This is a genomic window from Pseudonocardia charpentierae (assembly GCF_031845345.1).
GTDB lineage: Bacteria > Actinomycetota > Actinomycetes > Mycobacteriales > Pseudonocardiaceae > Pseudonocardia > Pseudonocardia charpentierae.
In genome coordinates, this window is sequence record NZ_JAVREJ010000009.1 from 1 (window position 1) to 26,197 (window position 26,197).

The 26,197-nt window shown below is 73.5% G+C and carries 22 protein-coding genes and 1 pseudogene; 8 read left to right on the forward strand and 15 right to left on the reverse strand.

The genetic code is table 11. The annotated features are described in order from the left end of the window. Positions 1 to 193 precede the first annotated feature (193 nt). The 4 genes from topA to RM445_RS14265 form a co-directional block, all read right to left on the reverse strand. The gene (topA, locus tag RM445_RS14250; protein ID WP_449619181.1) at positions 194 to 2,938 is read right to left on the reverse strand and encodes a type I DNA topoisomerase; all 2,745 of its coding nucleotides are present in this window, start codon (positions 2,936 to 2,938) and stop codon (positions 194 to 196) included. A 212-nt stretch (positions 2,939 to 3,150) separates the two neighbouring features. Next, positions 3,151 to 3,798 (reverse strand): hypothetical protein, encoded by a 648-nt coding sequence (locus RM445_RS14255; RefSeq protein WP_311556725.1) that lies wholly within the window; start codon positions 3,796 to 3,798, stop codon positions 3,151 to 3,153. A gap of 42 nt (positions 3,799 to 3,840) precedes the next feature. Further along, positions 3,841 to 4,449 (reverse strand): hypothetical protein, encoded by a 609-nt coding sequence (locus RM445_RS14260; protein ID WP_311556726.1) that lies wholly within the window; start codon positions 4,447 to 4,449, stop codon positions 3,841 to 3,843. Positions 4,450 to 4,596: 147 nt separating this feature from the next. Continuing rightward, the gene (locus RM445_RS14265; protein ID WP_311556895.1) at positions 4,597 to 6,903 is read right to left on the reverse strand and encodes a sodium-translocating pyrophosphatase; all 2,307 of its coding nucleotides are present in this window, start codon (positions 6,901 to 6,903) and stop codon (positions 4,597 to 4,599) included. A gap of 237 nt (positions 6,904 to 7,140) precedes the next feature. Between RM445_RS14265 and RM445_RS14270 the strand changes: the two genes are divergently transcribed. Both RM445_RS14270 and RM445_RS14275 read left to right on the forward strand, forming a co-directional pair. Further along, on the forward strand, positions 7,141 to 8,079 hold the full coding sequence (locus RM445_RS14270; RefSeq protein ID WP_311556727.1) for a serine hydrolase: 939 nt from the start codon (positions 7,141 to 7,143) through the stop codon (positions 8,077 to 8,079). Positions 8,080 to 8,115: 36 nt separating this feature from the next. Then, positions 8,116 to 10,482 (forward strand): DEAD/DEAH box helicase, encoded by a 2,367-nt coding sequence (locus RM445_RS14275; protein ID WP_311556728.1) that lies wholly within the window; start codon positions 8,116 to 8,118, stop codon positions 10,480 to 10,482. 486 nt (positions 10,483 to 10,968) lie between these two features. Here the strand turns inward: RM445_RS14275 and RM445_RS14280 are convergent. From RM445_RS14280 to ssd, 7 genes and pseudogenes are all read right to left on the reverse strand, one after another. Then, positions 10,969 to 11,256, reverse strand: a pseudogene (locus RM445_RS14280) (Rv3654c family TadE-like protein); the annotation flags it as partial. Beyond that, positions 11,253 to 11,615 (reverse strand): TadE family type IV pilus minor pilin, encoded by a 363-nt coding sequence (locus RM445_RS14285; RefSeq protein ID WP_311556729.1) that lies wholly within the window; start codon positions 11,613 to 11,615, stop codon positions 11,253 to 11,255. The gene RM445_RS14285 and the pseudogene RM445_RS14280, both read right to left, overlap by 4 nt. 34 nt (positions 11,616 to 11,649) lie before the next feature. Further along, positions 11,650 to 11,925: a DUF4244 domain-containing protein gene (locus RM445_RS14290; protein ID WP_311556730.1), complete on the reverse strand. Its 276-nt coding sequence runs from the start codon at positions 11,923 to 11,925 to the stop codon at positions 11,650 to 11,652. Positions 11,926 to 11,965: 40 nt separating this feature from the next. Further along, positions 11,966 to 12,685 carry a type II secretion system F family protein gene (locus RM445_RS14295; protein ID WP_311556731.1) on the reverse strand — a complete coding sequence of 240 codons (720 nt, stop codon included), beginning with the start codon at positions 12,683 to 12,685 and terminating at the stop codon, positions 11,966 to 11,968. Beyond that, entirely contained in the window at positions 12,682 to 13,494 is an 813-nt protein-coding gene (locus RM445_RS14300) for a type II secretion system F family protein (protein ID WP_311556732.1), read from the reverse strand. The genes RM445_RS14295 and RM445_RS14300 overlap by 4 nt, the downstream gene beginning before the upstream one ends. Beyond that, a complete protein-coding gene (locus RM445_RS14305) occupies positions 13,491 to 14,648 on the reverse strand; it encodes a TadA family conjugal transfer-associated ATPase (protein WP_311556896.1) in 1,158 nt (385 codons plus the stop codon). The genes RM445_RS14300 and RM445_RS14305 overlap by 4 nt, the downstream gene beginning before the upstream one ends. Before the next feature lie 59 nt (positions 14,649 to 14,707). Next, entirely contained in the window at positions 14,708 to 15,841 is a 1,134-nt protein-coding gene (gene ssd, locus RM445_RS14310) for a septum site-determining protein Ssd (RefSeq protein ID WP_311556733.1), read from the reverse strand. A gap of 415 nt (positions 15,842 to 16,256) precedes the next feature. Between ssd and RM445_RS14315 the strand changes: the two genes are divergently transcribed. Then, positions 16,257 to 17,060: an HAD family hydrolase gene (locus RM445_RS14315; RefSeq protein ID WP_311556734.1), complete on the forward strand. Its 804-nt coding sequence runs from the start codon at positions 16,257 to 16,259 to the stop codon at positions 17,058 to 17,060. A 352-nt stretch (positions 17,061 to 17,412) separates the two neighbouring features. On the opposite strand, the gene RM445_RS14320 is transcribed toward RM445_RS14315, so the two are convergent. Then, positions 17,413 to 18,147 (reverse strand): oxidoreductase, encoded by a 735-nt coding sequence (locus RM445_RS14320; protein WP_311556735.1) that lies wholly within the window; start codon positions 18,145 to 18,147, stop codon positions 17,413 to 17,415. Positions 18,148 to 18,283: 136 nt separating this feature from the next. Here RM445_RS14320 and acs point away from each other — a divergent pair, with 136 nt between their 5' ends. The 4 genes from acs to RM445_RS14340 all read left to right on the forward strand — a co-directional run bounded on the left by acs (position 18,284) and on the right by RM445_RS14340 (position 22,293). Next, positions 18,284 to 20,254, forward strand: coding sequence for an acetate--CoA ligase (gene acs, locus RM445_RS14325; protein ID WP_311556736.1), 1,971 nt, complete (start codon positions 18,284 to 18,286; stop codon positions 20,252 to 20,254). A gap of 9 nt (positions 20,255 to 20,263) precedes the next feature. Then, entirely contained in the window at positions 20,264 to 20,692 is a 429-nt protein-coding gene (gene arfB / locus RM445_RS14330; RefSeq protein ID WP_311556737.1) for an alternative ribosome rescue aminoacyl-tRNA hydrolase ArfB, read from the forward strand. Positions 20,693 to 20,800: 108 nt separating this feature from the next. Continuing rightward, positions 20,801 to 21,307, forward strand: coding sequence for a phage holin family protein (locus RM445_RS14335; protein WP_311556738.1), 507 nt, complete (start codon positions 20,801 to 20,803; stop codon positions 21,305 to 21,307). 17 nt (positions 21,308 to 21,324) lie between these two features. Then, on the forward strand, positions 21,325 to 22,293 hold the full coding sequence (locus tag RM445_RS14340; RefSeq protein WP_311556739.1) for an alpha/beta fold hydrolase: 969 nt from the start codon (positions 21,325 to 21,327) through the stop codon (positions 22,291 to 22,293). On the opposite strand, the gene RM445_RS14345 is transcribed toward RM445_RS14340, so the two are convergent. Next, positions 22,264 to 23,124 (reverse strand): pentapeptide repeat-containing protein, encoded by an 861-nt coding sequence (locus tag RM445_RS14345; RefSeq protein ID WP_311556740.1) that lies wholly within the window; start codon positions 23,122 to 23,124, stop codon positions 22,264 to 22,266. The two genes, RM445_RS14340 and RM445_RS14345, sit on opposite strands and share 30 nt — an antisense overlap. Next, positions 23,111 to 24,691, reverse strand: a complete 1,581-nt coding sequence (locus RM445_RS14350) for a Na+/H+ antiporter (RefSeq protein ID WP_311556741.1) — start codon at positions 24,689 to 24,691, stop codon at positions 23,111 to 23,113. Before RM445_RS14350 ends, RM445_RS14345 begins: the two co-directional genes overlap by 14 nt. A gap of 82 nt (positions 24,692 to 24,773) precedes the next feature. On the opposite strand from RM445_RS14350, the gene RM445_RS14355 reads away from it, so the two are divergent. Next, positions 24,774 to 25,046 (forward strand): UBP-type zinc finger domain-containing protein, encoded by a 273-nt coding sequence (locus RM445_RS14355; RefSeq protein WP_311556742.1) that lies wholly within the window; start codon positions 24,774 to 24,776, stop codon positions 25,044 to 25,046. Here RM445_RS14355 and RM445_RS14360 read toward each other — a convergent pair. Next, complete coding sequence (locus RM445_RS14360) at positions 25,022 to 26,011, reverse strand: glycerophosphodiester phosphodiesterase family protein (RefSeq protein ID WP_311556743.1); 990 nt, start codon at positions 26,009 to 26,011, stop codon at positions 25,022 to 25,024. The genes RM445_RS14355 and RM445_RS14360 overlap by 25 nt on opposite strands. Positions 26,012 to 26,197: the final 186 nt, after the last annotated feature.

Below are 26,197 nucleotides of genomic sequence, written 5' to 3' on the forward strand. Positions count from 1 at the left end.
GCCGTCGCCGCGGCGCTCAACGGCCGACCCCGCAAGACACTCGGCTGGATGACCCCCGCCGAAGCCCTCGACGGACACCTACGCTCAGCTCAACAAGCCGGTGTTGCGAGGACCGGTTGAGTCCGGGCAGAAAGCCGGGCTCGTACACAGGTCACAACCCCTGTGCGAGCCCGGCTTCTTGTGTGCGAGCGCGCTACTTCGGGGTCGGCGTCTTCTTGCGCGCCGGCGCCTTCGCCGCGGGCTTCCTGGCGGCGGGCTTGCGCGCTGCCGGCTTCTTCGGCGCCGGGGCCTTCGCCCGACGCTCGGCCAGCAGCTCCGAGGCGCGCTCGTCCGTGATCTCCTCGACGCTGTCGCCCTTGCGCAGCGACGCGTTCGTCTCGCCGTCGGTGACGTACGGCCCGAACCGGCCGTCCTTGATCACCATGGGCTTCTTCGTGGCGGTGTCGACGCCAAGCTCACGCAGCGGCGGGGTCGCCGCCGCCGAGCGACGGCCACGCTGCTTGGGCTGCCGGTAGATCTCCAGCGCCTCGTCCAGGGTGACGGTGAACAGCTGGTCTTCGCTCGTCAGCGACCGCGAGTCGGTGCCCTTCTTGAGGTAGGGCCCGTAGCGCCCGTTCTGCGCGGTGATCTCCTCGCCGCCGTCGGGGTCCGTGCCCACCACCCGCGGCAGCGACAGCAGCTGGACGGCCTGCTCCAGCGTCACCGTCTCCACCGACATGTCCTTGAACAGCGAGCTCGTGCGCGGCTTGGCCTTCGCCGGGGCCTTCTTCTTCGTCGCACCCTCGGCCGGGGCAGCGGGCTCGGGGAGGATCTCCGTCACGTAGGGCCCGTACCGGCCCTCCTTGGCGACGATCTCGTGCCCCGTCAGCGCGTCGACGCCCAACGAGCGGCCCTCCTGCGGCACCGAGAACAGCTGCTCGGCGACCTCGGCCGTCAGCTCGTCCGGCGGCAGGTCGTCGGGAAGGTTCGCGCGCTGGGAGACCCCGTCGCGGATCCGCTCCAGGTACGGCCCGTAGCGCCCGACCCGCACCACGACGTCGTCGAACATCGGGATCGAGTTGATCTCGCGGGCGTCGATCTCCTCGAGGTTCAGCCCGACTAGCTTCTTCAGCCCGCCCGCGCGCGCCACGGAGCCCTCGCTGCCCTGCGCGCCGCCGAAGTAGAAGCCGTTGAGCCAGGCCGTGCGCGAGTCCGTGCCCGACGCGATCGAGTCGAGCTCGTCTTCCATCGCGGCGGTGAAGTCGTAGTCGACGAGGCGCCCGAAGTGGTGCTCGAGCAGTCCGATCACCGCGAAGGCGATCCAGGACGGCACCAGGGCGCTGCCCTTCTTCCAGACGTAGCCCCGGTCCTGGATCGTCTTGATGATCGACGCGTACGTCGACGGGCGCCCGATTCCGAGCTCCTCGAGCATCTTGACCAGGCTCGCCTCGGTGTAGCGGGCGGGCGGGTTGGTCGTGTGGCCGTCCGGCCGCAGCTCGACGGCGGTCAGTGCCTGGCCCTGGGTCAGCTCCGGCAGGCGCGACTCGGCGTCGTCCGCCTCGCCGCCGGCCTGGTCGTCGACGGTCTCGACGTAGGCCTTGAGGAAGCCCGCGAACGTGATCGTGCGCCCGGACGCGGCGAAGACGCACTCCTCGCCGGTGCCGGCGGTCCCGGTGATCCGGACGCTGACGGTGGTGCCCCGGGCGTCGGCCATCTGGGAGGCGACGGTCCGCTGCCAGATCAGCTCGTAGAGCCGGAAGTCGTCGCCGTCGACCTCGCGGGCCACCTGGCCAGGAGTCCGGAACGTCTCGCCGGACGGTCGGATGGCCTCGTGGGCCTCCTGCGCGTTCTTGACCTTGCGGGTGTACTGCCGCGGGCTCGGGGAGACGTACGCCTCGCCGTAGAGCTCGCGGGCCTGGGTGCGGGCGGCGGTGATCGCCGACTCGGACAGCGTGGTCGAGTCGGTACGCATGTAGGTGATGTAGCCGTTCTCGTACAGCCGCTGGGCCGAGCGCATGGTCCGCTCCGCCGAGAAGCGCAGCTTGCGGCCGGCCTCCTGCTGCAGTGTCGAGGTCATGAACGGTGCGTACGGCTTGCGCGTGTAGGGCTTCGACTCGACCGAGGTGACGGCGAGGTCGCGGCCGTGCAGCGCCTCCGCGAGACGGCGGGCGCTGCCCTCGTCGAGCACGCGGGCAGCCGAATCTCCTGAGCTGCGCAGCTGTCCGTTCGGGCCGAAGTCGCGGCCCGTCGCGACGCGGTCGCCGTCGACGGTGAGGAGCCGGGCTCCGAACGTGCGGGGGGTCGCCTCGGCGCCCGCGTCCAGCGTCGCGGCGATGTCCCAGTAGCCCGCGGCGACGAAGGCCATCCGCTCGCGCTCGCGCTGCACGATGATCCGCGTGGCCACCGACTGCACACGGCCCGCCGACAGCCGCGGCATGACCTTCTTCCACAGCACGGGGGAGACCTCGTAGCCGTACAGGCGGTCGAGGATTCGGCGGGTCTCCTGGGCGTCGACGAGGTCCTGGTCGAGGTCGCGGAGATTGGCCGCGGCCGCGCGAATCGCCGGCTCGGTGATCTCGTGGAAGACCATCCGCCGGACCGGCACCTTGGGCTTGAGCGTGTCGAGCAGGTGCCAGGCGATGGCCTCGCCCTCACGGTCGGGGTCCGTGGCGAGCAGCAGCTCGTCGACGCTCTTGAGCGCGTCGCGGAGCTCGGAGACCTTGCCCTTCTTCTCCGGCGTCACGATGTAGAGCGGCTGGAACTCGTTGTTGACGTCCACGCCGAGGCGGGCCCACGACTCGCCCTTGTACTTGGCCGGGACGTCCGCTGCCCCGCGGGGAAGGTCGCGGATGTGACCGACCGACGACTCGACGATGTAGTTGCTACCGAGGTACGGCGCGATCTTCTTGGCCTTGGTCGGCGACTCGACGATCACCAGACGGCGCGTCGGGCGCCCCACGACGGTGGCGGGAGGCGTGGTGGAACGACGGCCCGCGCCCGCCTTGCGCGCAGGCGCTGCCGGCTCGGTGTCGGGCTTCGGGCTCGTTCCGGTCGTCACGTCGTAACCACTCCATCGTCCGCCGCGTGCGGCACTTCTGCGTCGTCCCCGTGTTCGCCAGTATCCACGGACGGGGACGCTCCTCCCGTCGTGCACGCCACGTGTTCTGTCTGTCACACACTGCGCGGCGCCGATCGGACGGACGGGAGCGTAACCGCGTCGTCAACCGAGCGTGTCACCCCCGCCTCCGGCCACTCGTCCGGCGCAACGCCCCGCGGACATGGACCGACCAGCTCGGCGAAGCGTCCCACACGCCGGGCTCCGGTGATCCGCAACGCGCTGCCGCGACCACCGCGAGCTGGGGATATGCCGGCGCGAGTGGCTGCGGCGATCAGCGCCAGATGCGTCTGCGGGGCGTGCGGATCGAGCAGCAGATCGACACCGCGACCGTCCCAACGGCCGGCCGCGAGCATCCACACCCGCAACACGGCCCCGTCGAGCTGCATTCCTGCCGGCACCGTCTTGACCGCCCCGGTCGTCCAGGCCTGTGCGAGGCCGACGAGGTCGCGGCGGAACGCGGTGCGCACCGCGGTCGCGCCGCTCTCGGTGACGGCCACCTGCGCGTCGATGCCGACCGCCGCGCAGGTGGCGACGACGGCCGGCGCCCGGCAGGGGTCGGCGAGCACGACCGACAGTCGTGCGGTGTCACCGGAGCCGAAGCGGACGATCTGTCCCGGGCCGCACAGCAGGCCCGCGAGGTCGCCCGGCCGCGGCGCACGGGCGCCTGCGGAGAAGAGCGACGGCTGTGACACGGGGGACACGGGGCGCACCGTAGAACACGCGTTCGAGATCGGACAGGCCGGTCAGCCGGGCGGGCTGCTGTTTTGAGCAGACAGTTGCTGGCAGTTGGCGGCCTTCGCTGCTGCCTTCTGCAGCCGCGGTGATGCGCTGAGGTCGGCGAGCGCGTCCGGCGCGCTGATCTTCCCGAGCTGCGTCTCGGCGTCGGTGATCGTGGCGAGGAACTCCTGCGGGTCGTCCGGATCGGCGGAGTCGACCTTCGCCTTCGCGGCCGTGATGTCGGTCTCCAGCTCGGTCAGGACGTCGTTGATCCGGGTGACGGCCTCGTCGCCCCCGCCCACGGGCGAGCGACCGACCTGGCCGAGCTGGGAACGGCTCTGCTGCAGCCCGGTGATGATGCCGTTGAGGTAGTCGGTGAGCTTCTGCTTGATGCCGGGCAGGTTCGGCGAGTCACCAAACTGCGGTTGGGCCAGCGCCGGGCCGGTGAACGTCAGCAGCGACCCGCACACCCGGTCCACCCACAGCACCGGGTCGCTGCCCGGCCCCTCGGTGGGGGCGGGCGCGGGATCCGCGGTGGGGGTGCCGGAGACCGTGGCCGTGCAGCCGGTCCCGAGCAGCACGGCGCTCAGCACGGCAGCGAGCGCCAGCCGGCGGTGGCGGGGCGCGGGGGGCATAAGCCGCTCCGGGGTCGAGGACGCAGATCCCCGGTAGTGTGCCCCGGCCCGCCGACCGGTGCAGTCGGCGGGCCTGCGGCGCGCCGGAGCGGAAACGACGACGGCCCCCACCCGGAAGGGCAGGGGCCGTCGACGTGCGGCTGTCCGTCAGCTGACGGGGTCGACCGCCGGGGTGTCGGCGATGGAGGTGGTGCGCCGCTTGGTGACGACCACCGCGGCGACGATGATCAGCACGGCGACGGCCGCGATGGCCAGCCGCACCGCTGGGTTGGCGTCGGCGCCGACCGAGAACGCCACGATGGCCGGGGCGATCAGCACCGAGACCAGGTTCATCACCTTGATCAGCGGGTTGATCGCCGGGCCTGCGGTGTCCTTGAACGGGTCGCCCACGGTGTCACCGATGATGGTGGCCTCGTGCGCGGGCGAGCCCTTGCCGCCGTGGTGCCCGTCTTCGATGAGCTTCTTGCCGTTGTCCCACGCCCCACCGGAGTTGGCGAGGAAGACCGCCATCAGGGTGCCGGTCGCGATGGCGCCCGCCAGGTAGCCGGCCAGCGGGCCGACGCCGAGGCCGAAGCCGACCGCGATCGGGGCGAAGATCGCCAGCAGGCCGGGGGTGGCCAGCTCGCGCAGCGAGTCGCGGGTGCAGATGTCGACGACGCGGCTGTAGTCGGGACGCACCGAGTAGTCCATGATCCCGGGGTTCTCCCGGAACTGGCGGCGCACCTCGAACACGATCGCGCCCGCGGCGCGGGTGACGGCGTTGACCGCCAGACCCGAGAACATGAACACGACCGAGGCGCCGATGATGACGCCGACCAGCGTGTTCGGGCTGAACACCTCGTAGAAGAACCCCGAGCCGGCGTCCTCGATCCGGACGCCCGCCGTCCGCAGCGCGGTGTTGATGGCGTCGCGGTACGAGCCGAACAGCGCCGTGGCGGCCAGAACGGCCGTCGCGATCGCGATGCCCTTGGTGATCGCCTTGGTGGTGTTCCCGACCGCGTCGAGCTCGGTGAGGATCTCCACGCCCGGGCCGGTGACGTCGCCCGACATCTCCGCGATGCCCTGCGCGTTGTCGCTGACCGGGCCGAAGGTGTCCATCGCGACGATGACGCCGACGGTGGTGAGCAGGCCGGTACCGGCCAGCGCCACCGCGAACAGCGACACGACGATCGAGCCCGAGAGCAGGAACGCCCCGTAGACGGCGGCGGCGATCACCAGCGCCGTGTAGACGGCCGACTCGAAGCCGATCGAGATGCCCGAGAGGATGACCGTGGCGGCGCCGGTGCGCGACGACTCGCCGACGTCCTTGACCGGCTTGTGCTCGGTGCCGGTGAAGTAGCCGGTCAGCCACAGGATCACGCCGGCGAGCACGATGCCGATGATCACCGCGACCGAGGCGATGACCCGCGGGTCCGCGGTGAGGGTGGCTACGGTCTCGTCGCTGGGGTTGACCAGGTCCGCGAAGCTCGACGGGAGGTAGAGGAACGCCGCGGCCACGCACAGCACCGCGGAGATCACCGCGGAGATGTAGAAGCTGCGGTTGATCGCCTTGAGGCTGCCCTCGCCCTCGCGGGTGCGGGTGATGTAGACGCCGATCACGGCGGTCAGCACGCCGATCGCCGGCACGATCAGCGGGAAGAGCAGACCCTGCAGGCCGAACGCCGCGGTGCCGAGGATGAGCGCGGCGACGAGCGTGACGGCGTAGGACTCGAACAGGTCGGCGGCCATGCCCGCACAGTCGCCGACGTTGTCGCCGACGTTGTCCGCGATGGTCGCGGCGTTGCGGGGGTCGTCTTCCGGGATGCCCTGCTCGACCTTGCCGACGAGGTCGGCGCCGACGTCCGCGGCCTTGGTGAAGATGCCACCGCCGACACGCATGAACATCGCGAGCAGCGCCGCGCCGAAGCCGAAGCCCTCGAGCACGCGGGGCGCCTGCCCGGCGTACACGAGCACGACGACGGCTGCGCCGAAGAGGCCGAGGCCGACGGTGAACATGCCGACGACGCCACCGGTGCGGAAGGCGATGCGGGTGGCCTTGTCTCGGCCCCCCTCCTCGCGGGCCGCAGCGGCGACGCGGATGTTCGCGCGGGTGGCCAGCCACATGCCGAGGTATCCGATCGACGCGGAGAACACCGCGCCGATGACGAAGAAGATCGACCGGCCGATCCGCTCGCCGATGTCGTCGGCGGGCAACGCGAACAGCAGCACGAATACGATGACGACGAAGATGCTGAGCGTTCGGAACTGGCGATTGAGATAAGCAGTGGCGCCTTCCTGGACCGCTCGGCCGATCTCCTGCATCTTGGCGGTGCCCTGGCCGGCGGCCAGCACCTCCCGGAGCAGGACGAAGCCGATGGCCAGAGCGGCGAGGGCCACCACCGCGACCACACCGACGACGATGCGGTCACCCGCGGCGAGCTCGAGGCCCGGCGCGACTGTGGCGGATAGGGACATCCGTCCTCCTGGTTCATGGGAACACTGCGCCCAGGGAACGTGACATGACGGCACCCCTGGCGTCTTACGCCCCCTAAGCCGCACGTCAGAATGCGGCGAGGGCGCGTGCAGTGTAAATGCCCTGCTCGGCGAAGCTGCCGGGGGACGTCCGTCACACCTCGGATCGTGGGTCCGTGCAGAATCGTACGAGTACGGAAGAGAGGCGAACTCGGACGGTGTCGCGTACGTGAGGACAACGTGACGGGCAGACACGGGCGGCGTACGTGGTGGGGTCCGGCGCTGGGCGCGCTCGTCGCGCTGGTCGCCGGGATGTCTCTCCTGGCGACCGACGGCGCCCCGCTCGCGCAGACCCTCGACCGCGTCTCCGCGGCGCCCCTGACCGAGGCCGCGCCGGCTCCGGCCGCTCCCCCCGACACACCCGAGGCGCCGCCCGTGGAGCGCGGGCTCGCGCAGGCTGCGGTGAACGCGGCACAGGAGCAGGCCGCGTCGGCGACGCAGCTGGGTGTCGCGGTGCTGGACCGGACCACTGGCGAGCTGGCCGTCGGCGACCGCGGCCACGAGCGGTTCTACACCGCGTCGCTGGCCAAGCTGATCGTCATCGTGGACGTGCTCGACCGCCGCCGGACCGAGGGTCTGAAGGTGACCGACGCGGACCTCAAGCTGTTCGAGCGGGCGCTCGGACCGAGCGACGACAGCGCGATGAGCGCGCTGTGGGAGAAGTTCGACGGGCCCGGGGCGCCGGCCCGCGTGAGTGCGCGGCTCGGCCTGGAGGGCACGGCGGCGCCGAAGCGGTTCGGCCAGTGGGGCGAGGTCGAGGTGACGGCAGCCGACTACGCCACGCTCTGGAAGTACGTGCTCGACGACATGCCCGCCGCGGATCGCGAACTGCTGACCACGGACATGGCTGCGGCGCCGTCGACCGCGAAGGACGGCTTCGACCAGGGCTTCGGGCTCCTGTCGTCCGAGATCCGCGGCGACGGGGCGGGCGCGGTGGCCAAACAGGGCTGGATGTGCTGCTTCTCCGGCCGGTACTACCTGCACAGTGCGGGCGTGCTGGGGCCGGAGAACCGCTTCGTCGTGGTGCTGCTCACCCGCCAGCCGCGGACGAAGGGCTGGCCGGCGGCCCGGTCGGAACAGACCGGGATCGCGACGAAGGCGGTCGCGGCGCTGCGCTGACGCCTCTTGTCGGTGGTGTGTGCGAACCTCGACGGGATGACCGGACGGGTGTGGGAGGCGGAAGCGCCGCAGGTTCCGGCCGGCTCGGGCCGGGGGCAGCGGCTGCTGGGCCGTGTGCTCGCCGGCAGCGGACCCTCTCCTGCCGGTGAGGTCGACAGTCCGCTCCGGCACGCCGTCCACCTGCCGCCCCGCGACGGTTGCGCGGTCGACTGGCCGGACTGGGTGCCGCCCGCCGTCCGAACGGCGTTCGTCAACCGGGGCGTGCGGCAGCCGTGGAGCCATCAGGCGCGCGCGGCCGAGCTGGCGCACGGTGGCCACGACGTGGTGGTGGCCACCGGGACGGCCTCGGGGAAGTCGCTGGCATACCAGCTGCCGGTGTTGACGGCCTTCGCCGCCGACCGGCGGGCGACGGCGCTCTACCTCTCGCCCACGAAGGCGCTGGCCGCCGACCAGCTCCGGGCGCTTGCCGCGCTCGACCTTCCGGAGGTGCGGGCCGCGCCCTTCGACGGCGACACCCCGCTCGCCGAGCGCGACTGGGCCCGCCACCACGGCCGGTGGCTGTTCAGCAACCCGGACATGCTGCACCGCTCGCTGCTGCCGCAGCACGGCCGCTGGGCCGGCTACCTGCGCCGCCTGCGCTACATCGTGCTCGACGAGTGCCACACCTACCGCGGGCTGTTCGGGTCGCACGTGGCGCTGCTGCTGCGCCGCCTGCTGCGGATCTGCGCCCGCTACGGGGCGCGGCCCACGATCGTCCTCGCGTCGGCGACGGTCGCGGACCCGGCGGCCTTCGCGGCACGGCTCACGGGCCGGGAGGTGGCAGCCGTGTGTACCGACGGGTCGCCCGCTGCGGGCCGCACCGTGGCGCTCTGGGAACCCCCGCTGCTCGACGAGCTGACGGGGGAGAACGGTGCGCCGGTGCGGCGCTCTGCAGGCGCGGAGTCGGCCCGGATGCTCGCCGACCTCGTGCTCGAGGGCGCGCGGACGCTGGCCTTCGTCCGGTCCCGGCGAGGTGCGGAGCTGACGGCACTCGGCGCGCAACGGGTGCTCGCCGAGGTCGACCAGGATCTCGTGGCCCGCGTGTCGGCCTACCGCGGCGGTTACCTCCCGGAGGAGCGGCGGGCACTGGAAGCCGCGCTGGTCCGCGGTCATCTCCTCGGCGTCGCCACCACGAACGCGCTGGAGCTCGGCGTCGACATCGCGGGGCTGGACGCCGTGGTGGTGGCGGGCTTCCCCGGCACGCGGGCCTCCTTCTGGCAGCAGGCGGGCCGCGCCGGGCGGGGCTGCGACGAGGCGCTGGTCGTGCTCGTGGCGCGCGACGACCCGCTCGACACCTACCTCGTCCACCACCCCGACGCCCTGCTCGGTACGCCGGTGGAGGGGTGCGTGCTCGATCCCACCAACCCGTACGTGCTGGGCCCACACCTCGCCTGCGCCGCCGCCGAGCTGCCCCTGACCGAGGCCGACGTCGATGCGTTCGGCGGGGCTGCGGCCGGGGCGGTGCTGGCCGATCTGGTGGCCGACGGGGTGCTGCGCCGCAGGCCGACGGGGTGGTACTGGCCGTCGTCGGCGCACCGGCCCACCGAGACGGTGGACCTGCGCGGGGCCGGGCAGGGGCAGGTGGCGGTGGTCGAGGTCGACACCGGCCGGATGCTGGGCACGGTCGAGGGGGCCGCCGCACCGGCGAGTGTCCATCCGGGTGCGGTCTACCTGCACCGGGGCGAGAGCTACGTCGTCGACGATCTCGACCTGGACGCCGGGCTCGCCCTGGTGCACGCCGCGGCGCCGGAATGGCGGACCGATGCCCGCTCGACCGCGGACGTCGCGGTGGTGCGGGTCGCCGAACATCGCGACCACGGCGCCGTACGCGTGTCGTTCGGCGAGGTCACCGTGACCACGCAGGTGACCGCCTACCAGCGCCGTACACCGGACGGCGTCGTGCTGGAGACCGTCCCGCTGGACATGCCTGCACAGACGCTCGCCACCCGCGGGGTCTGGTACGACGTCGACGACGACGCCCTGCTCGCCGCGGGCCTGCCGGCAGCCCGCATCCCCGGGGCACTGCACGCCGCCGAGCACGCAGCGATCGGGTTGCTGCCGCTGTTCGCGACCTGCGACCGGTGGGACATCGGTGGGATGTCGACGGTCGCGCACCCGCACACGGGCTGCCCGACCGTCTTCGTCCACGACGGCCATCCCGGCGGGGCCGGTTTCGCCGAGCGCGGCCACGCGGTGCTCGCGCCCTGGCTCGCCGCGACCCGCGCCGCGATCGTCGACTGCGAGTGCCGGGCGGGCTGCCCGTCGTGCGTCCAGTCGCCCAAGTGCGGCAACGGCAATGCTCCGCTCGACAAGGCCGGTGCGGTGACCGTGCTCGATGTCGTGCTCCGCGCCGTGGCGACCTGAGATCCGCACTGTCGGTGACGGCTCCGGCCGTCGCCGGCCGGCCCGTCGGGGGCCGAACCGGCCGGCGGCGGCCGCGGCGCGGTGGAGCCGGTCGGGGGTGGAGCGTCCGAAGACGCGCCGACCCCACCGCAGACTGGGGAGCGACATCGTGAGTCGCAGATCCGGCGTGAGCCGGACCGTCGAGCAGGTTCCAGTAGGCGCCGTGACGGGCCCGCATGCCAGCGGCGGTCGCCGATCGGACTGGTGGCGACGGTGAACGCGCGGTGTCGGGGCAGAGGCGGGACGACTCGAGATCGTCTCCAGCTGGGGCCCCGCCCGTCTCGACCGCCGTCCGTTCGGCTGTCGAGAACGACCGCTCGGCGTGATCTGCGGCACGCCGCCGGCGTCGCCGAGCGGACCCGGCGCCGGTACCAACGGTGACTCTGCGGGGCCGGCACGCGCCCGGCCACGCGCGGTGACCGCGCCGAGCACCGCGACGTGCAACGCCACCTCGACCTCGATGAGGGCCTCCCCGCCGCGCACGCGACACAGCACGATCCGGCCGCCCGTGCCCGCGGCGACGTCGCCCGCGCGCCGGCACGCCACCTCCTCGCCGCGCACCGCCTGCCCGGCCGCGGCGAGCGCGGCCAGATCCGCGGCGGCCGCGGCGCGGTGCCGCCCGCCGACGGCCGCGACGAGCCCGAGCACTGCGGTCGACAGCGCGACCAGCGCGGCGACCGTGATCGCCGCCCATACGGTCGCCATGCCGCAGTCGTCCGCACGCCGGCGTCTCATGGCCCACCGCCGGTGACCTGACCGAGTGCCGCACCCGGCTCGAGCACCGCCACGGCCCGGCCCGAGACGTGGACCGGCAGCAGACGCAGGGGCGCGGCCGTCACCTCGCCGATCGCCTCGTCGCCGCGCACCTCGAGCTCGATGCGGGCACCCGAGGGAGCCAGGCGTGCCGCCACCGCACGCCCACGGTCGGGCTCGCCGCGGGCGGCGAGACGGACCAGCTCGCGGGCCGCGTCCGTGCACCGGACCGACGCCGCCGCGGCGCCGATCCCGCCGACCGCCAGCGCGGCCGCGACGGTCAGGCTGCACAGCGCGAGCGCCGCCTCGACCGTGACCGCACCGCGGTCGGTCCACCGCATCCCCGTTGGCGTCCGCCGGGGTGGCAGGCCGGCGTCAGAAGCCGGTTGTGAGCGCCCGCTGCACGAGCTGGGTGAGGGCGGCCGTGACCGAATCGCCGGTGACGACGCTGTAGAGCAGGGCCGCGAACCCCGCGGCGGCGACGCACCCGATGGCGTACTCGACCGTCGACATCCCGGCGTCGTCGCGCAGTAGCCGGCAGAACCGCCGCCGGATCCCGGAACGGGCCGCGGGGAGGCCGACCGGGGTGGGGTCGGACCGTCCGGCAAGGGCGCGACGGGTGCGGCTGCGGGGCAGGGTGGACCGGGACATGAGTTCCTCCTGGTGGTGGTGCGATCGACGGTCGGGCTGGTCACCATTGCGGGAGCACCTCTCCGGCGAGGCCGATCACGACCGGCACGACGCCGAGCACGAGGAAGGCCGGGAGGAAGCACAGCCCCAGCGGGGCGGCGATCAGGACACCCGCACGCTGTGCCCGCGCCTCGGCGGCGTCCGTGAGGGCGGCGCGCACGCGGGTGCTTTCGGCGCGGGCGGTGCGTGCCAGCGCAGCACCCGTGGCCGCGGAGCGGGCCGCGGCCCGGGCGAACGGGGCTGCCGAGGGATCGTCCGCCGCGGTGCGCCATGCGTCGGTGGGATCCGCGCCCAGTTCGAGAAGTCCCGCGACCCGTCGCAGGACGACACCGGTGGAGCCGCCGAGTGGCTCGGCTGCCGCAGCGACCGCTGCCGCCACCGGCAGCCCCGCTTCGAGACAGACCGCCAGCTCTGCCCAGGCGGCGGCCACGTCGACGGCGTCGTCCGTGCGGGTGGGGCGTGCGGCGAGCCGGCGGAGGACGATCGGCAGGCCGACGCCGATCGTCGCAGCCAGAACGCCTGCCGTCGCTGCGCCCGTGAGCGCCCAGACCAGCAGACCGACGCCGACGCTCGATACGCCCCGACGGATCTGGGCTGCGCCGGTCGTCGGGGCCGGGCCGGAGACCATGTCGTGCAGGCGCACCGATCCGTGCCTGTGCCCGGACGTCAGCAGCGCAGCGGCGAGCGCCAGGGCGGCGAGAGGCTCGGCTGTGCTGGTCATCGCGGCACCGCCGACCGCAGGATGGCTCCTGCCCAGGCCGCGCCGGCCGCAGCCAACCCGACACCGCACACCACGAGCACCTGGCCCAACACACCGCCGCGCAGCACCTGCAGCGGAGCGGCGCCGACCAACTCGCCGAGGAGGATGCCGAGCACGGGCAGGCCGGACAGGACCGCTGCCGTGGCTCGCGGACCGGCCAGGGCGGCGCCGACGCGGCCTGCGTAGGCGAGCCGCCAGCGCAGGTCGGCATGCACCCCGGCAAGGAGATCCGCCAGCGGGACACCGTGCTGCTCGGCGAGCGACCATGCGCCCGCCACCTGCCGCAGAGGGCGGTCGACCTCCGGTCGGCGTGCCGCCTCCGCAGCGATCGCTGCACCCACGCCCTCGCCGAGCGACGCTGCCGTGGCCGCCGGTCCCAGCACGGCCCGGGCCGGTTCCGCGTCTGCGGCCACCCCACGCAGCGCCGTGGCGGGATGGGCGCCCGCCCGCAACTCCTCGGTGATGCGGTCGAGCGCGTCGGCGAGGGCCGCCGTGGTGGCAGCCGCGGCGCGGTCATGCCGGGCGCGCTCCTGCCGGCGACGCCACAGCACCGCTGCGGCCCCGCCGACCAGCGCACCCGCCGGACCGAGTGCCAGCAGCCCGGCGAGCGCACCTGATGCCGTCACGGCCGTCGCCGGCAGGACCCTCGCCGCAGTGGATCGGCCCGAGCTGCGCTGCAGCGTCGCCAGCCGGAGCGGCGCCGCGGGACCGGGCAGGACGAGGACGGCCAGTGCGAGCACACCGCAGGCCAAGGCTGGAGCCGGATTCACCACGGGAGCGGCACCTCCCGCTCGGCGAGGACGGCGCCGAGCGCCGTCCGCCCCTCGGCCCACCCGCCGGTGCGCGTCCACGCGGGGCGCACCTCGACCATGCCGTCTGCGCGTACCGGGACCCCGACGACGTCCAGCACGCGAGCCCCGCCCCGGAGCCGCCGCATGTGCAGGACGACCTGGACCGCGGCCGCGAAGTGGCTGTGCAGCGCCGAGCGGGACAGCCCACCCGTCGCGGCGAGAGCCTCCAACCGCGCGGGAACCTCCCGTGCCGAGTTGGCGTGCACTGTGCCGGCGCCGCCCTCATGGCCGGTGTTGAGCGCCGAGAGCAGATCGCAGACCTCGGCACCACGAACCTCGCCGACGACCAGCCGGTCCGGCCGCATCCGGAGGGCGTGGCGGACCAGGTCGCGCAGCGGCACACCGCCCGCTCCCTCGACGTTCGCGGCCCGCGCGACGAGCCGGACGACGTGCGGATGCCGGGGACGCAGTTCCTCGCTGTCTTCCACCAGGATGATCCGCTCCCGCGGCTCCACCTCACCGAGGAGGGCGTTGAGCAGCGTCGTCTTCCCGGTTCCGGTGCCACCGGAGATCAGGAGCGCCAGCCGGGCGGCGAGGACCGACCGCAGGAGCGCCTCGGCGGTGGCGTCGAGAGCGCCACCGGCGCGCAGGCTGCCGAGGTCGTGGGCAGCCGGCCGCAGCACGCGCAGCGACAGACAAGTGCCGTCCGCGGCGACCGGGGCGAGAACTGCGTGCAGGCGGACCCCCGAGTCGGTGAGCCAGCCGTCGACGCACGGGCTCGCGTCGTCGAGGCGGCGACCGGCCGCCAGTGCGAGCCGCTGGGCCAACCGCCGCACCCCCGCCTCGTCCGGGATGCGGACCGCCGCCCGTTCCAGCCCTGCGCCCCGGTCCACCCACACCATGCCGCCACCGCCGACGAGGACGTCCGTGGTGCGCGGATCGCGCAGCAACTCGTCGAGAGGACCGGCGCCGACGAACTCCTGCCGGACCACCCGCAGCGCGGCCAGGACGTCGAGATCGGTGACGACACCGCCGGTCTCCGCCCGGACGGCGGCCGCGACGGCGGTCGACGTCGGCTGACCACCTGCCGCCGCGAGCCGGGTGCGGACCCGCTCGACGAGCAGCGGATCCACACCGCGCGGTTGCGCGGGCGGGCCGTCGACCCGGTGCCGGTCGGCCGTGGCCGGGCGGGTCACGAGGCGGCCCGCCCCGCGGCCACGCGCAAGGCCTCGAGCACGGTGGCGGCCGCATCCGAGAGCGGGCCATGGGCCCGGCCCGGAGCGTCGCCGCGTTCCAACGCGCGGCCCAGCCCGCGCTGTGCACGCATCGCCGCCACGAGGGGCAGGCCGAGCGCCCTGGCGACCTCGTCCGGGGAGATGCCACCCGGTGCGGGCCCGCGCACGACCAGCCCGACGGATGGACAACTGTGCTCGGCGACGACGGCCGCGACCCGTGCCGCGGCGGCGCAGGACCGCACGTCCGCCGGGACCACCAGGACGGTCAGGTCGGCGGCCTCGAGCGCCGCGACGGCCGCCTCGGTGGGGTAGCGCGGGACGTCGCAGATCACCGTGTCGCCCGCGCGCCGGCCGGCGTCCAGGACCGTGCCGACCGCTGCCGGGGAGGGGCCGTGCGGCGACCGGTCGCACGACAGCACGGCCAGCCCACCCGTGCCGTCCAGCTCCGGTGCCGGGAGCGCGGCGTGCAGTGCATTCGCCGGCACCCGGCCGACTCCCGTGCCGACCCCGGGCCAGCGCAGACCGCCGACGTCCTCGGCGCCGAGGACGAGGTCCACCCCGCCACCCAGGGGATCGCAGTCGACGAGCAGCACCCTGCTCCCGTCGCGCGCCGCGCGAACGGCCGTCGCCGCGGCGAACACGGATGCACCGGCACCACCCCGGCCTCCGACGACGGCCAGCACGGCGCCGTCGCCGCCCGCGCCCTCGACGGCCTGCGCGAGCGCCGCCACGAGCCAGGGCTCCGCCTCCGGCAGGGAGATCACGTGATCCGCGCCGACCGCCACCGCGTGTTTCCACGCCTCCGGCGGTGGCTCGCCGGACACCGCGACGACCACGCCCCGCCGCCGCGGCAGACCGCTGTCGGCACACGCACGTGCGGCGCCCGGGTCGAGCACCACGACCGGCGCACCCGGCCAGGTCCGGCGGGCCTCGGTGGGGTCGAGAGCGCGGACGACCTCGCATCCGGCCGCCGCGGCCGTCCGCAGCACGGCGTCGAGCAGGTCCGTGTCGGAGACCATGACGAGACCGCGCCGGCCCTCGGCCTGCCCTGCGCCGTCATGCGCCTGCGCGCCGTTCTGTCGTCCGCTCATCTGCGCCCACCCCCCGATGTGTGGCCCGTGCGGGCCGCATGTCGAGCGTGGGGCAATGAGGGGTCTCTGGAGCGACGACCTGGTCTGCTGTGGATGGTCCGAGTCGGATGTGGACAACTCGGTGGTTCCCGCGGAAGGCGACGCCGTTCCGTGCAGCTGGTGGGGCACCATCCTGCGCGGGGGTGCCAATCGGACGGCCCCCGTCAGGGGGATTGACGGGGGCCGCCGGTGGTTCAGCTCCGGGGGGTTGAGCTGAACCTCACCCGGCCGAGCCGGGCAGCCAACTGTAGCTCGATCGGGCACTTGCCCGCGACGTCCGTCCATGATTGCGCCGAGCGGTTGTGCCGTCCACCTGCGGATCCCTGCGCGACTCCCGTGCCCGCCACTGTCCACTGATCTGGCAAGCTCGCTCGACGTGTCCGGCCCGTCATCGAGCACGCCCGCCGCCGCGGCGTTCTTCGACCTGGACAAGACGATCATCGCGGGCTCGAGTGCGCTCGCGTTCAGCAGGCCCTTCCGCCGGCAGGGCCTGATCACCCGCCGGGCGGCGCTGCGCAGCGGCTACGCCCAGCTGCTGATCATGCTGTCGGGAGCCGACGCCGCCACGGTCGAGGCGCTGCGGCGGCGGATCACCGCGTTGTGCACCGGATGGGAGGTCGCGCAGATCCGCGCGATCGTGGCCGAGACGCTGCACGAGATCGTCGAGCCGCTCGTCTACGCCGAGGCCACCGAACTCATCGCCGAGCACCGGGCGAACGGCGACGAGGTGGTGGTGCTCTCGGCGTCCGGGTTGGAGGTCGTCGAGCCGATCGCGGCGCTGGTCGGCGCGGACCGTTGTCAGGCCACCCGCATGGCGATCCGCAACGGTCGCTACACCGGCGAGATCGATCTCTATCTGTACGGCGAGCAGAAGGCCGAGGCCGCCCGCGACATCGCCGCGGCCCGCGGGTACCGGTTGGCGGACTGCCGCGCGTACTCCGACTCGATCACCGACCTGCCGCTGCTGGAGGCGGTCGGCCACCCCACCGTCGTCAACCCGGACCGTGCGCTGCGCAGGGTGGCCGAGGAACGCGGCTGGCCGATCCTCACCTTCGCGGTCCCGGTCGCCCTGCGGCCACGGATCCGACCCGGCACAGCCGCCGCGTTCGCGGGTGCCGGGCTGGGCGCGGCCGCGTTGGTCGGTGCCGGCTGGTACGGGCTCCGGCGCTCCCATCGCTGAGCCGCTACGAGTCGTCACCGAGCGTAATTCTTCTGAGCTGAACCGGTGCACCCGCCGAGCGGTCTTGCCCTGCGCGGGGAAGGCGATTACAAAGTGGTCACGGACTCCTGGTCGGCCAGGGGCGGTGCGGCAGAGAAGCACCCGTCCTCCCCGACTCGGGCTCCGTGTGCGAGGACCGGGCCCTCCACGCGCGGCACGCCGCGGGAGGCATGTCGTCGTGGGCCTGCGTATCGGGACGCCGAACGCCGAGGCCACCAACACGGCACGTAGTGCACGCTGGATCCCGGGCACCTCGCACGTAGTCGGGCGGCGCCTTCCGGGGCGCCGCCCGACTCATGTCCGGGTCATCGCGTCAGGCGCGGGCCTCCGTGATCGACAGCCCCTCGCGCGCACCGGCCTCCCACTGTGCACAGCAGTGCCGCACCCAGGCGGCCACCCCGTCGGCGGTTCCGGTCGCGAACCCCGCCGCCGCCGCCCGGTATTCCGGCCGGCGCCGCAGGTGTCCGACCTCCGGTACCGCGAGCCCCTTCGGGTCCAGCCCGGTGGCCACCGCCGTCAACCGGGCCGCTGCCCGGGCCACCACGCCGTCCGCGGAGCCGAAGGGCGCCAGAGCGAGCAACTCGCCGTGGACGACCGCGACGACCACGGGAGCCGGGGCCGCCGTCCCGCCGGTGACCAGCTCCGCGAGCAGAGCGAGCCGCGCGGACACGTCCGCGTCCGGCCGAGGCCTGCCCAGCCCCGGCTCGGCGACGAGATCGGCCGCCGCGAGCATGTGCAGCCGGGCCAGTGCCTGCAACGGTGAGGTCCGCCAGACGCCCAGCAGCCGGCCCTGTTCCTCCGCGACGCGCACCGCTCCCGCCAGCACCGGGCCGGCCACGGCGTCGTCGGTCCGGTCCAGCGGCGCGCCGTCGAGAACCGCCGAGGCCCGAGCCGCCCGCAGCCCCGCCTCCGCGGCGGTCGCCGGCCAGCCGCGGCGGTTGGTCGGGTGGTTGTGCAGGCCGACGAGGGCGTCGCGAGCCCTGTCGACCGCCGCGGCGATGCCCGGCAGCGCGACGATCGGGGCGAGCGGATCGGTCGTCAGGGCCACGCGGGCATGGTCGCAAATCGGGCCCGAATCTGCCCGGACCGACAGTGCGCAGGGGCCCCTCCGCGCACTACGGTCAGTCCTCACACGGCGAGGCCGGGCGATGCTGCCCAGCCCACGACGAGGAGGGCAACAGAAGATGTCGGGTGCCACGCTGGATAACCTGTCCACCGAGAGCCGCAGCTTCCCGCCGCCGGAGGGGTTCGCCGATCAGGCCAACGCGACGGCCGACTGGTACGACCGCGCCGACGCTGACCGCGAGGCGTTCTGGGCCGAGCAGGCCGACCGGCTCGCGTGGGCGGAGCGCTGGGACCAGGTGCTCGACTGGCAGCCTCCGTTCGCCAAGTGGTTCGTCGGCGGCAAGCTCAACGTCGCCTACAACTGCGTCGACCGCCACGTCGAGGCCGGCCACGGCGAGCAGGTCGCGTTCCACTGGGAGGGTGAGCCCGGCGACACGCGGACGGTCACGTACGCCGAGCTGCAGCGCGACGTGTGCAAGGCGGCGAACGCGCTGACGGAGCTGGGCGTACGCGCCGGCGACCGGGTCGCGATCCAGCTGCCGATGATCCCCGAGGCCGTCGTCTCCATGCTGGCCTGCGCGCGCCTGGGTGCGGCGCACAGTGTCGTCTTCGGCGGCTTCTCCCCGGGTGCCCTCAAGGCCCGCGTGCTGGACGCCGAGGCCAAGCTGCTGATCACCTCGGACGGCCAGTTCCGCCGCGGCAAGCCCGCGCCCATGAAGGAGAACACGGACCAGGCCATCGCGGAGACGCCGTCCATCGAGCACGTCCTCGTGGTCAAGCGCACCGAGACCGAGGTGCCGTGGACCGAGGGCCGTGACGTCTGGTGGCACGAGGCTGTCGACCGCCAGCCCGACACCCACGAGGCCGAGGCGTTCGACGCGGAGAACCCGCTGTTCATCCTGTACACCTCGGGCACCACGGGCACGCCGAAGGGCATCCTGCACACGTCCGGCGGCTACCTCACCCAGGCCGCGTACACGCACCACGTGGTGTTCGACCACAAGCCCGGCGAGAGCGTGTACTGGTGCACCGCCGACATCGGCTGGGTCACCGGGCACAGCTACATCGTCTACGGGCCGCTGGCCAACCGGGCGACGTCGGTGATGTACGAGGGCACCCCGAACACCCCGCACGAGGGCCGCCACTTCGAGATCATCCAGAAGTACGGCGTCACGATCTACTACACCGCGCCGACGCTGATCCGGACGTTCATGAAGTGGGGCAAGGAGATCCCCGAGAAGTACGACCTGTCGTCGTTGAAGGTGCTCGGCAGCGTGGGCGAGTCGATCAACCCCGAGGCCTGGATGTGGTACCGGGAGAACATCGGCCACGACAACTGCCCGATCGTCGACACCTGGTGGCAGACCGAGACCGGCGCCATCATGATCGCCCCGTTGCCGGGGGTGACGGCCGCGAAGCCGGGCTCGGCGATGCGGACACTGCCCGGCATCAGCGCGGAGATCGTCACCGAGGAGGCGGAGCCGGTCGGCCCGGGTGGCGGCGGTTACCTCGTCCTCGACAAGCCGTGGCCCGCGATGCTGCGCGGTATCTGGGGCGACGAGGAGCGCTACCGCGACACCTACTGGAGCCGGTTCGCCGATCAGGGCTACTACTTCGCGGGCGACGGCGCGAAGTACGACGACGACGGCGCCATCTGGCTCCTCGGGCGCGTGGACGACGTCATGAACGTCTCCGGGCACCGGATCTCGACGACAGAGGTCGAGTCGGCACTGGTCAGCCACCCGACGGTGGCGGAGGCGGCCGTCGTCGGTGCCGCCGACGCCACGACGGGCCAGGCGATCGTCGCGTTCGTGATCCTGCGGGGCAACGCCGCGTACGACGAGTCCACGAGCGAAACGGTGCTCAAGGAGCTGCGCGACCACGTCGCCAAGGAGATCGGGCCGATCGCCAAGCCGCGCCAGATCATGGTCGTCCAGGAGCTGCCGAAGACCCGTTCCGGCAAGATCATGCGACGGCTGTTGCGGGACGTCGCGGAGAACCGTGAGGTCGGTGACGTCACGACGCTGGCCGACTCGTCGGTGATGAACCTGATCTCGGACGGTCTGAACAAGGGCAAGTCGGAGGACTGACCGACCCCGATGCCCGAGGGTGACCTCCCCGTCCGGGGACCGCTGGTGCTGCCCGCCCGCGAGCTGCACTGGCGGTTCTCCCGCTCGTCCGGGCCGGGCGGGCAGGGGGTGAACACGGCCGACTCCCGCGTCGAGCTGTCGTTCGACCTCGCCCGCTCGCCCACGTTTCCCGAGCACCTGCGGGACCGGGCGGAAGGCCGGTTGGCGGGACGGCTCGTCGACGGGGTGCTGACCGTCGTCGCCTCGGAGCACCGCAGTCAGCTGCGCAACCGGGAGGCGGCGCGGGAGCGCCTGGCCGCGATGCTGCGGGCGGCGCTGGCGCCCGACCCACCGACCCGGCGCCCGACCCGACCGACCAGGGGCTCCCAGCGGCGCAGGCTCGACGCGAAGGCCCGCCGAGGGGCCGTCAAGCGCCTACGCGGCCGCCCGCCCGAGTAGCTTGCGGGAACACGCGTGGTGCGGGTGGCGCGGTCAGGGCGGGGACGTGGCACGATGGCGGCCCGATCCACGTCAAGATCTACGTCAGGTTCGTGCAGGAGGACTGCGGTGGCCAGCCCGACCAGCCCCAGCGGGGCGGACGTTCCGCCCGTGCTTCCGTCGATCCCGCTCGCACCCGAGCCGTTGAGGCGCGCGGACGACAAGTCGATCGGCGCTCTGGTCACCGACGTCACCACGCAGCTGAGCAATCTCGTGCGGGCCGAGGTCGAGCTGGCCAAGGCCGAGGTCACCGCCGAGGTCCGCAAGGGCGTCACCGGCAGCGTGTTCTTCACCGTCGCGGCGGTGATCGGCCTGTTCAGCCTGTTCTTCCTCTTCTTCACCTTCGCCGAGCTGCTGAGCGTGTGGCTGGTCCGGTGGGCGGCGTTCGCCATCGTCTTCGGTGTGATGCTGCTGGCCGCCGGGCTGTTCGGGCTGCTCGGGTACCAGAAGGTCCGCAAGATCCGGAAGCCGGAGCGCACCATCGAGAGCCTCCGCGAGTCCGCCCACGTGCTGCAGCACCGCGGGCGGCCCGAGGTCCAGGTCGAGCTGGACGCCCCGAGCGCGTCGGCGCGCTGACCGGAACCCCGGAGAAGGTGCTGCGGGCCCGGCGGCGTGGCCGGCCCGGGCGGGCGCCCGACGCATCGTCGGTACGGCTGCCCGGTCCGTGGCACCACCGCGACATCTCCGCCAACGGCATCCGCCTGCACGTCGCGGAGTGCGGTGCCCCGGGAGCACCGCTGGTGGTGCTCCTGCACGGCTTTCCCGAGTTCTGGTGGACCTGGCGGCGGCAGCTGCCCGCGATCGCCGACGCCGGGTTCCGCGCCGTCGCGGTGGACCTGCGCGGCTACGGCGACTCGGACAAGCCTCCCCGGGGCTACGACCTGTGGACGCTCGCGGGGGACGTCGCCGGGCTGATCCGCGCGCTCGGCGAACCGTCGGCCTGGGTCGTCGGCCACGGCTGGGGAGGCATGATCGGCTGGACCGTCACCGCACTGCACCCCCGCCTGGTCGCCGGGCTCGTCGTGCTCGGCGCGCCGCACCCGCTGGCCGTGCGGCGCAACGTGGTGCGCGACCCGCGCGGGCAGGGTCGTGCCGTGCTGGCCGGCCGGGGCCACGTGCTCGCCGCGCAGGTGCCCCGTAGGCCGGAACACCTGCTGCGGGTGGACGACGGTGCGCACGTCGAGCGCCTCATGCGGCAGCGGGCCGGGGCCGACTGGGTGGACACCGAGGACTTCACCGTCAGCGTCGAGGGCAATCGCCGCGCGATCCAGGTGGCGGGCGCCGCGCACTCCGCGCTCGAGTACTACCGCTGGGCCGTCCGGTCGCAGGTGCGCGCGGAGGGCCGTCGGTTCGCCGCGGCCGTCGAGCGCCGGCCGTCGGTGCCGGTGCTGCAGGTGCACGGCGCCGACGACCCGTACCTGTTCACGAGCACCGCGGAGACGTCGCAGCGATGGGGCGGTCCGCACCTGCGGACCGAGGTGCTCGCCGCGACGGGGCACTTCCCGCACGCCGAGCGGCCCTCCGCCACTACGTCACTGCTGCTCGACTTCCTGCCTCGTTGACAGCCAGTGCGCCGGCTGCGGGAGCCGGTGCGGGATCTGCGTGGCCGCGTCGCCCGCGGCCGCCTGCACCTGCCCGCGGGTCAGGAACAGCGCGCCGGTGAGGTCGGCTCCCCGCAGGTCCGCGGCCCGCAGGTCTGCGCCGATCAGATCGGCCTCCCGCAGGTCCGCGCCGCGCAGATCGGCCCCGATCAGCAGGGCGCCCCGGAGATCCGCCCCGGACAGGCGGACGTTCCGCAGATCGGCTCCCGCGAGATCCCTCCGGGCGAGCGCGGCGCCGGGTCGGAACGCGCCCCGGCCCTGGCGCCGGTTCCGGAAGGGCGCCCGCACCAGCGCGCTCGCCTGCCGGAGCAGCGGGTCGACCGCGGCACGTTCGGCGTCGACGTCCACCGCGCGCAGCGCCTCCACGTCGCCGTTCGTCAGCCGTGCGACGCGCTCGGAGGCCTCCCGGGCCGCACCGTGGACGGGGCCGGCTGCGGTGCGTTCCCGCACCTCCGCGAGGTACCAGAGCAGCTCGTGGAGCGCGCGCACGACCGGCAGCACCCCGAACATCGCGGCCTCGCGCTCGCGTCCGCCGAAGGTCACCTGCACGACGTGCTGACCGGCGCCGAAGCAGTCGTACGCCACGCATCCCGGAAACCCCCGCTGCCGCAGCTCGGTGTGGATCCCGCAGCGCGCATCCCCCCGCAGGTGTCGGCACGGCTGCCCCGCAGGCTTGTCGACGGCGAAGTCGGCCGACCGCGCGAAGGCCGGGCCGACGCAGCACAGCGCCCGGCACCGGTCGCAGTCGGCCTGCAGTTCGGCGAACGGGTCGGGGTGCTCAGTCGACGGCATCGCGGTCCAGCGTGGCCTCCTCGAGGTCGAGCTCGCGCATCACCCGGCGCAGCACGTCGTCGTCGATCTCACCCGCGTCGCGGCGCGCGACGAACTCCGACCGCGTGGTCGTGAGCATCTCGCGACGGAGCCGCCGGTAGACCGTGCTCGGCGCCTCCCCGGTCTCGGCCTCCGGCCGTCCCAGCTGCTCCCACGCGCTGTTGGCCCGCATCTGCGTGATGTGGCGCAGCTTCATCGCGGCGTGGCCCGCCGGGCTGTCCTCGGGCTGGTCCGCGGTCAGCTCGTCGAGGCGGGCGATGCCGGCCTGCGCCGCCGCCTGCTGGGCCTGGGCCTCGGCGAGGACGTCCGCCGTCGTCGTGGTCTCGCGCACCCCGAGGAAGCGGATCACGGCGGGCAGCGTCAGGCCGTGCAGCAGCAGCGTGGCGACGGTGACGAAGAAGGCGAGGAAGACCAGCGTCTCCCGCTGCGGGACCGTCGGCGGGATGGCGAAGGCGGCCGCCAGCGTGACCACGCCGCGCATCCCCGTCCATGAGATCACCGCCGGCACCTGCCAGGGCGGGTACGGGTCGTTCTTCCGGATGCCACGGAACAGGGCTCGCGGCAGATAGGTGGCCGGGAACACCCACAGTGGACGCGCCAGCACGGCCGCCGCCGTGACGACCAGGCCGTAGCCGATGAGCGCCGCCCCGGCGCCCGCGTCCCGCACCACGGCGGTGAGCTGCAGCCCGATCAGCGCGAACACGACCGACTCCAGGATCGTGTCGCTCGCCTGCCAGACGGCCTGGTCCTGCAGGCGGGTGGCGTAGCCGCCCTCCGGTGAGCGGTAGCCGAGGTAGATGCCCGTGACGACCACCGCGAGCACCCCGGAGCTGTGCAGGTTCTCCGCGAGCAGGTAGACGCCGAAGGGTACGACGAGCCCCAACGCGCTCTCGACCTGCGGGTCGTCGAGCTTGCGCCGGATGCGGTGCACCAGCCAGCCCACGGCGAGCCCGACGATCACACCTCCGACCGCCGCGAGCACGAACATCCCGATGCCGCCCAGCACGGTCGCACCGGTGCCGGCCGCGACGGCGACGAACACCCGGAACAGCGTCAGCGCCGTCGCGTCGTTGCCCAGGCTCTCGCCGTTGAGGATCGTCATGGTCCGTCGCGGCAGCCCGAGTCGGCGGCCCACCGTCAGCGCGGACACGGCGTCGGGCGGCGCGACGATCGCGCCGAGCACGAGGGCCGCCGAGAGCGTCAGACCCGGCACGACCCACCAGGCGACGAGCCCGACGACGACGGTGGTGAACCCGACGAGGCCGACGGCGAGCAGGCCGATCGGCCGCAGGTTGGCCCGGATCCCGGCGTAGGACGACCCGAGGCCCGCGGAGTACAGCAGCGGTGTCAGCACCAGCAGCATCACCACGTTGGGGTCGAAGGTCACCTCGATGACGCCGGGCAGCAGCGAGACCAGCAGGCCTGCGACGACGAGGACGAGGGGAGCCGGGAGCCCGTAGCGGCGGCAGACGGCGGTGATCGCCAGGGACCCGAGGACGAGCGCGATGAGGGCCAGCTCGGTGCTCACGGTTGAAGGCCTCCGTACGGCCGGGCGCTGATGCCCGGAGGGATCGTGCACTGCGGTGTCACAAGGACAATGATTGACGACGATGAGCTGCGCACACACCACCGAGTACGACGACCGGTCCTGGACCGCCCCCGAACCCGACAGCACGGACGGCTGCGCCGACTGCGCCGCGATCGGCTCCACGGTCTGGGCACACCTGCGGATGTGCCTGGCCTGCGGCCACGTGGCCTGCTGCGACTCCAGCCCGCACCGCCACGCCACCAACCACCACCGCGACACCGGCCACCCGGTGATGCGCTCGTTCGAACCGGGCGAGGACTGGCGCTGGTGCTACGAGGACAAGCGCATCGTCTGATCGCTGAACAGGGCCCGTGCCGCGACTGCCGTGTCCGGGTGATCGGCGAACACCCCGTCCACGCCCGCCTCGAAGAAGGCGACGCACTCGGCGAGGCCGTCGCCGCGTCCGGCGTCGCCCGGGCCCCAGCGCAGGTCGGTCGGCAGGAAGGCGTTCTCGTCGCGGAAGGTGAAGGCGTGCACGGCCAGCCCGGCGGCGTGCGCGTCGGCGACGAGCGGGCCGGGCTCGCCGAGCGTCCCGGAGGCCGTCCGCGGGATGACGAGGCTCTTGTGCACGCCGACGGCGTCGGCGTAGTCCGCGATCGTGGCCAGGTTCTCGCGGGCGACGAGGTGCGGCGCGTCGTCGTCGACGAGGTGCACCAGCGGTACCCGCAGCTCCGACCGCAGCAGCCGCAGGCTCGCGGGGTCGAAGGACTGGACGAACACCGGCGCGCCGGGATGGTCGAGCCCCGCACCTTGCAGGGCGTCGACCAGCGCCGGTTCGAGCGGGATCCCGCGGTCGGCGAAGTATCCGGGACTCTTCGTCTCGGGATAGACACCGATCGCGCGGCCGAGTTCGGCGGACATCCGCGCCCGAAGGCCGAGGATCTCGGCGAAGGTCGGGACCGGGTAGTGGCCGTCGAAGCGGCTGTTCGCCGGCCGGAGCGCCGGTAGCCGCTCGACCACGCGCAGGGTGCGGAGCTCGGCGAGCGTGAGGTCGTCGACGAACCACCCGGTGCACGGCGCCCCGTCGACGAACCGGATGGTGCGCCGGTCGGCGAACTCGGGGCGGGTCGCGATGTCGGTGCTCGCCCCCAGGTCCGGCTCGTGCCGCGCGACCAGGACGCCGTCGGCGGTCGCGACGAGGTCGGGTTCGAGGTGGTCGGCGCCCATCCGGGCGGCCAGCTCGTAGGAGGCGAGCGTGTGCTCGGGGCGGTGTCCCGATGCGCCGCGGTGGCCGATGACGAGGGGCCGACGTGCCGTCATGCGACCAGCGTGGCGGGGGCGGGAATCCGAACGGTGCCGATGCGGTGTCGGTCCGGTGAACTCGTGTGCCGGATCCGCGCATTCGCGCTGCTGAACGTGCCGACTCGCGCTGTTGAAGGTGCCGACTCGCGGGGGTGAACGTACCGACTCGGGGGGGGGGGGGGGGGGGGCTCTAGGCTTGCCGAC

Coding starts and splice junctions, on each gene's coding strand:
- arfB (WP_311556737.1), top strand. CDS start 20,264: ATGCCCGAGGGTGACCTCCCCGTCCGGGGACCGCTGGTGCTGCCCGCC.
- RM445_RS14285 (WP_311556729.1), bottom strand. CDS start 11,615: ATGCGGTGGACCGACCGCGGTGCGGTCACGGTCGAGGCGGCGCTCGCG.
- RM445_RS14275 (WP_311556728.1), top strand. CDS start 8,116: ATGACCGGACGGGTGTGGGAGGCGGAAGCGCCGCAGGTTCCGGCCGGC.
- RM445_RS14290 (WP_311556730.1), bottom strand. CDS start 11,925: ATGTCCCGGTCCACCCTGCCCCGCAGCCGCACCCGTCGCGCCCTTGCC.
- RM445_RS14260 (WP_311556726.1), bottom strand. CDS start 4,449: ATGCCCCCCGCGCCCCGCCACCGCCGGCTGGCGCTCGCTGCCGTGCTG.
- acs (WP_311556736.1), top strand. CDS start 18,284: ATGTCGGGTGCCACGCTGGATAACCTGTCCACCGAGAGCCGCAGCTTC.
- RM445_RS14295 (WP_311556731.1), bottom strand. CDS start 12,685: ATGACCAGCACAGCCGAGCCTCTCGCCGCCCTGGCGCTCGCCGCTGCG.
- ssd (WP_311556733.1), bottom strand. CDS start 15,841: ATGAGCGGACGACAGAACGGCGCGCAGGCGCATGACGGCGCAGGGCAG.
- RM445_RS14355 (WP_311556742.1), top strand. CDS start 24,774: ATGAGCTGCGCACACACCACCGAGTACGACGACCGGTCCTGGACCGCC.
- RM445_RS14360 (WP_311556743.1), bottom strand. CDS start 26,011: ATGACGGCACGTCGGCCCCTCGTCATCGGCCACCGCGGCGCATCGGGA.
- RM445_RS14345 (WP_311556740.1), bottom strand. CDS start 23,124: ATGCCGTCGACTGAGCACCCCGACCCGTTCGCCGAACTGCAGGCCGAC.
- RM445_RS14265 (WP_311556895.1), bottom strand. CDS start 6,903: ATGTCCCTATCCGCCACAGTCGCGCCGGGCCTCGAGCTCGCCGCGGGT.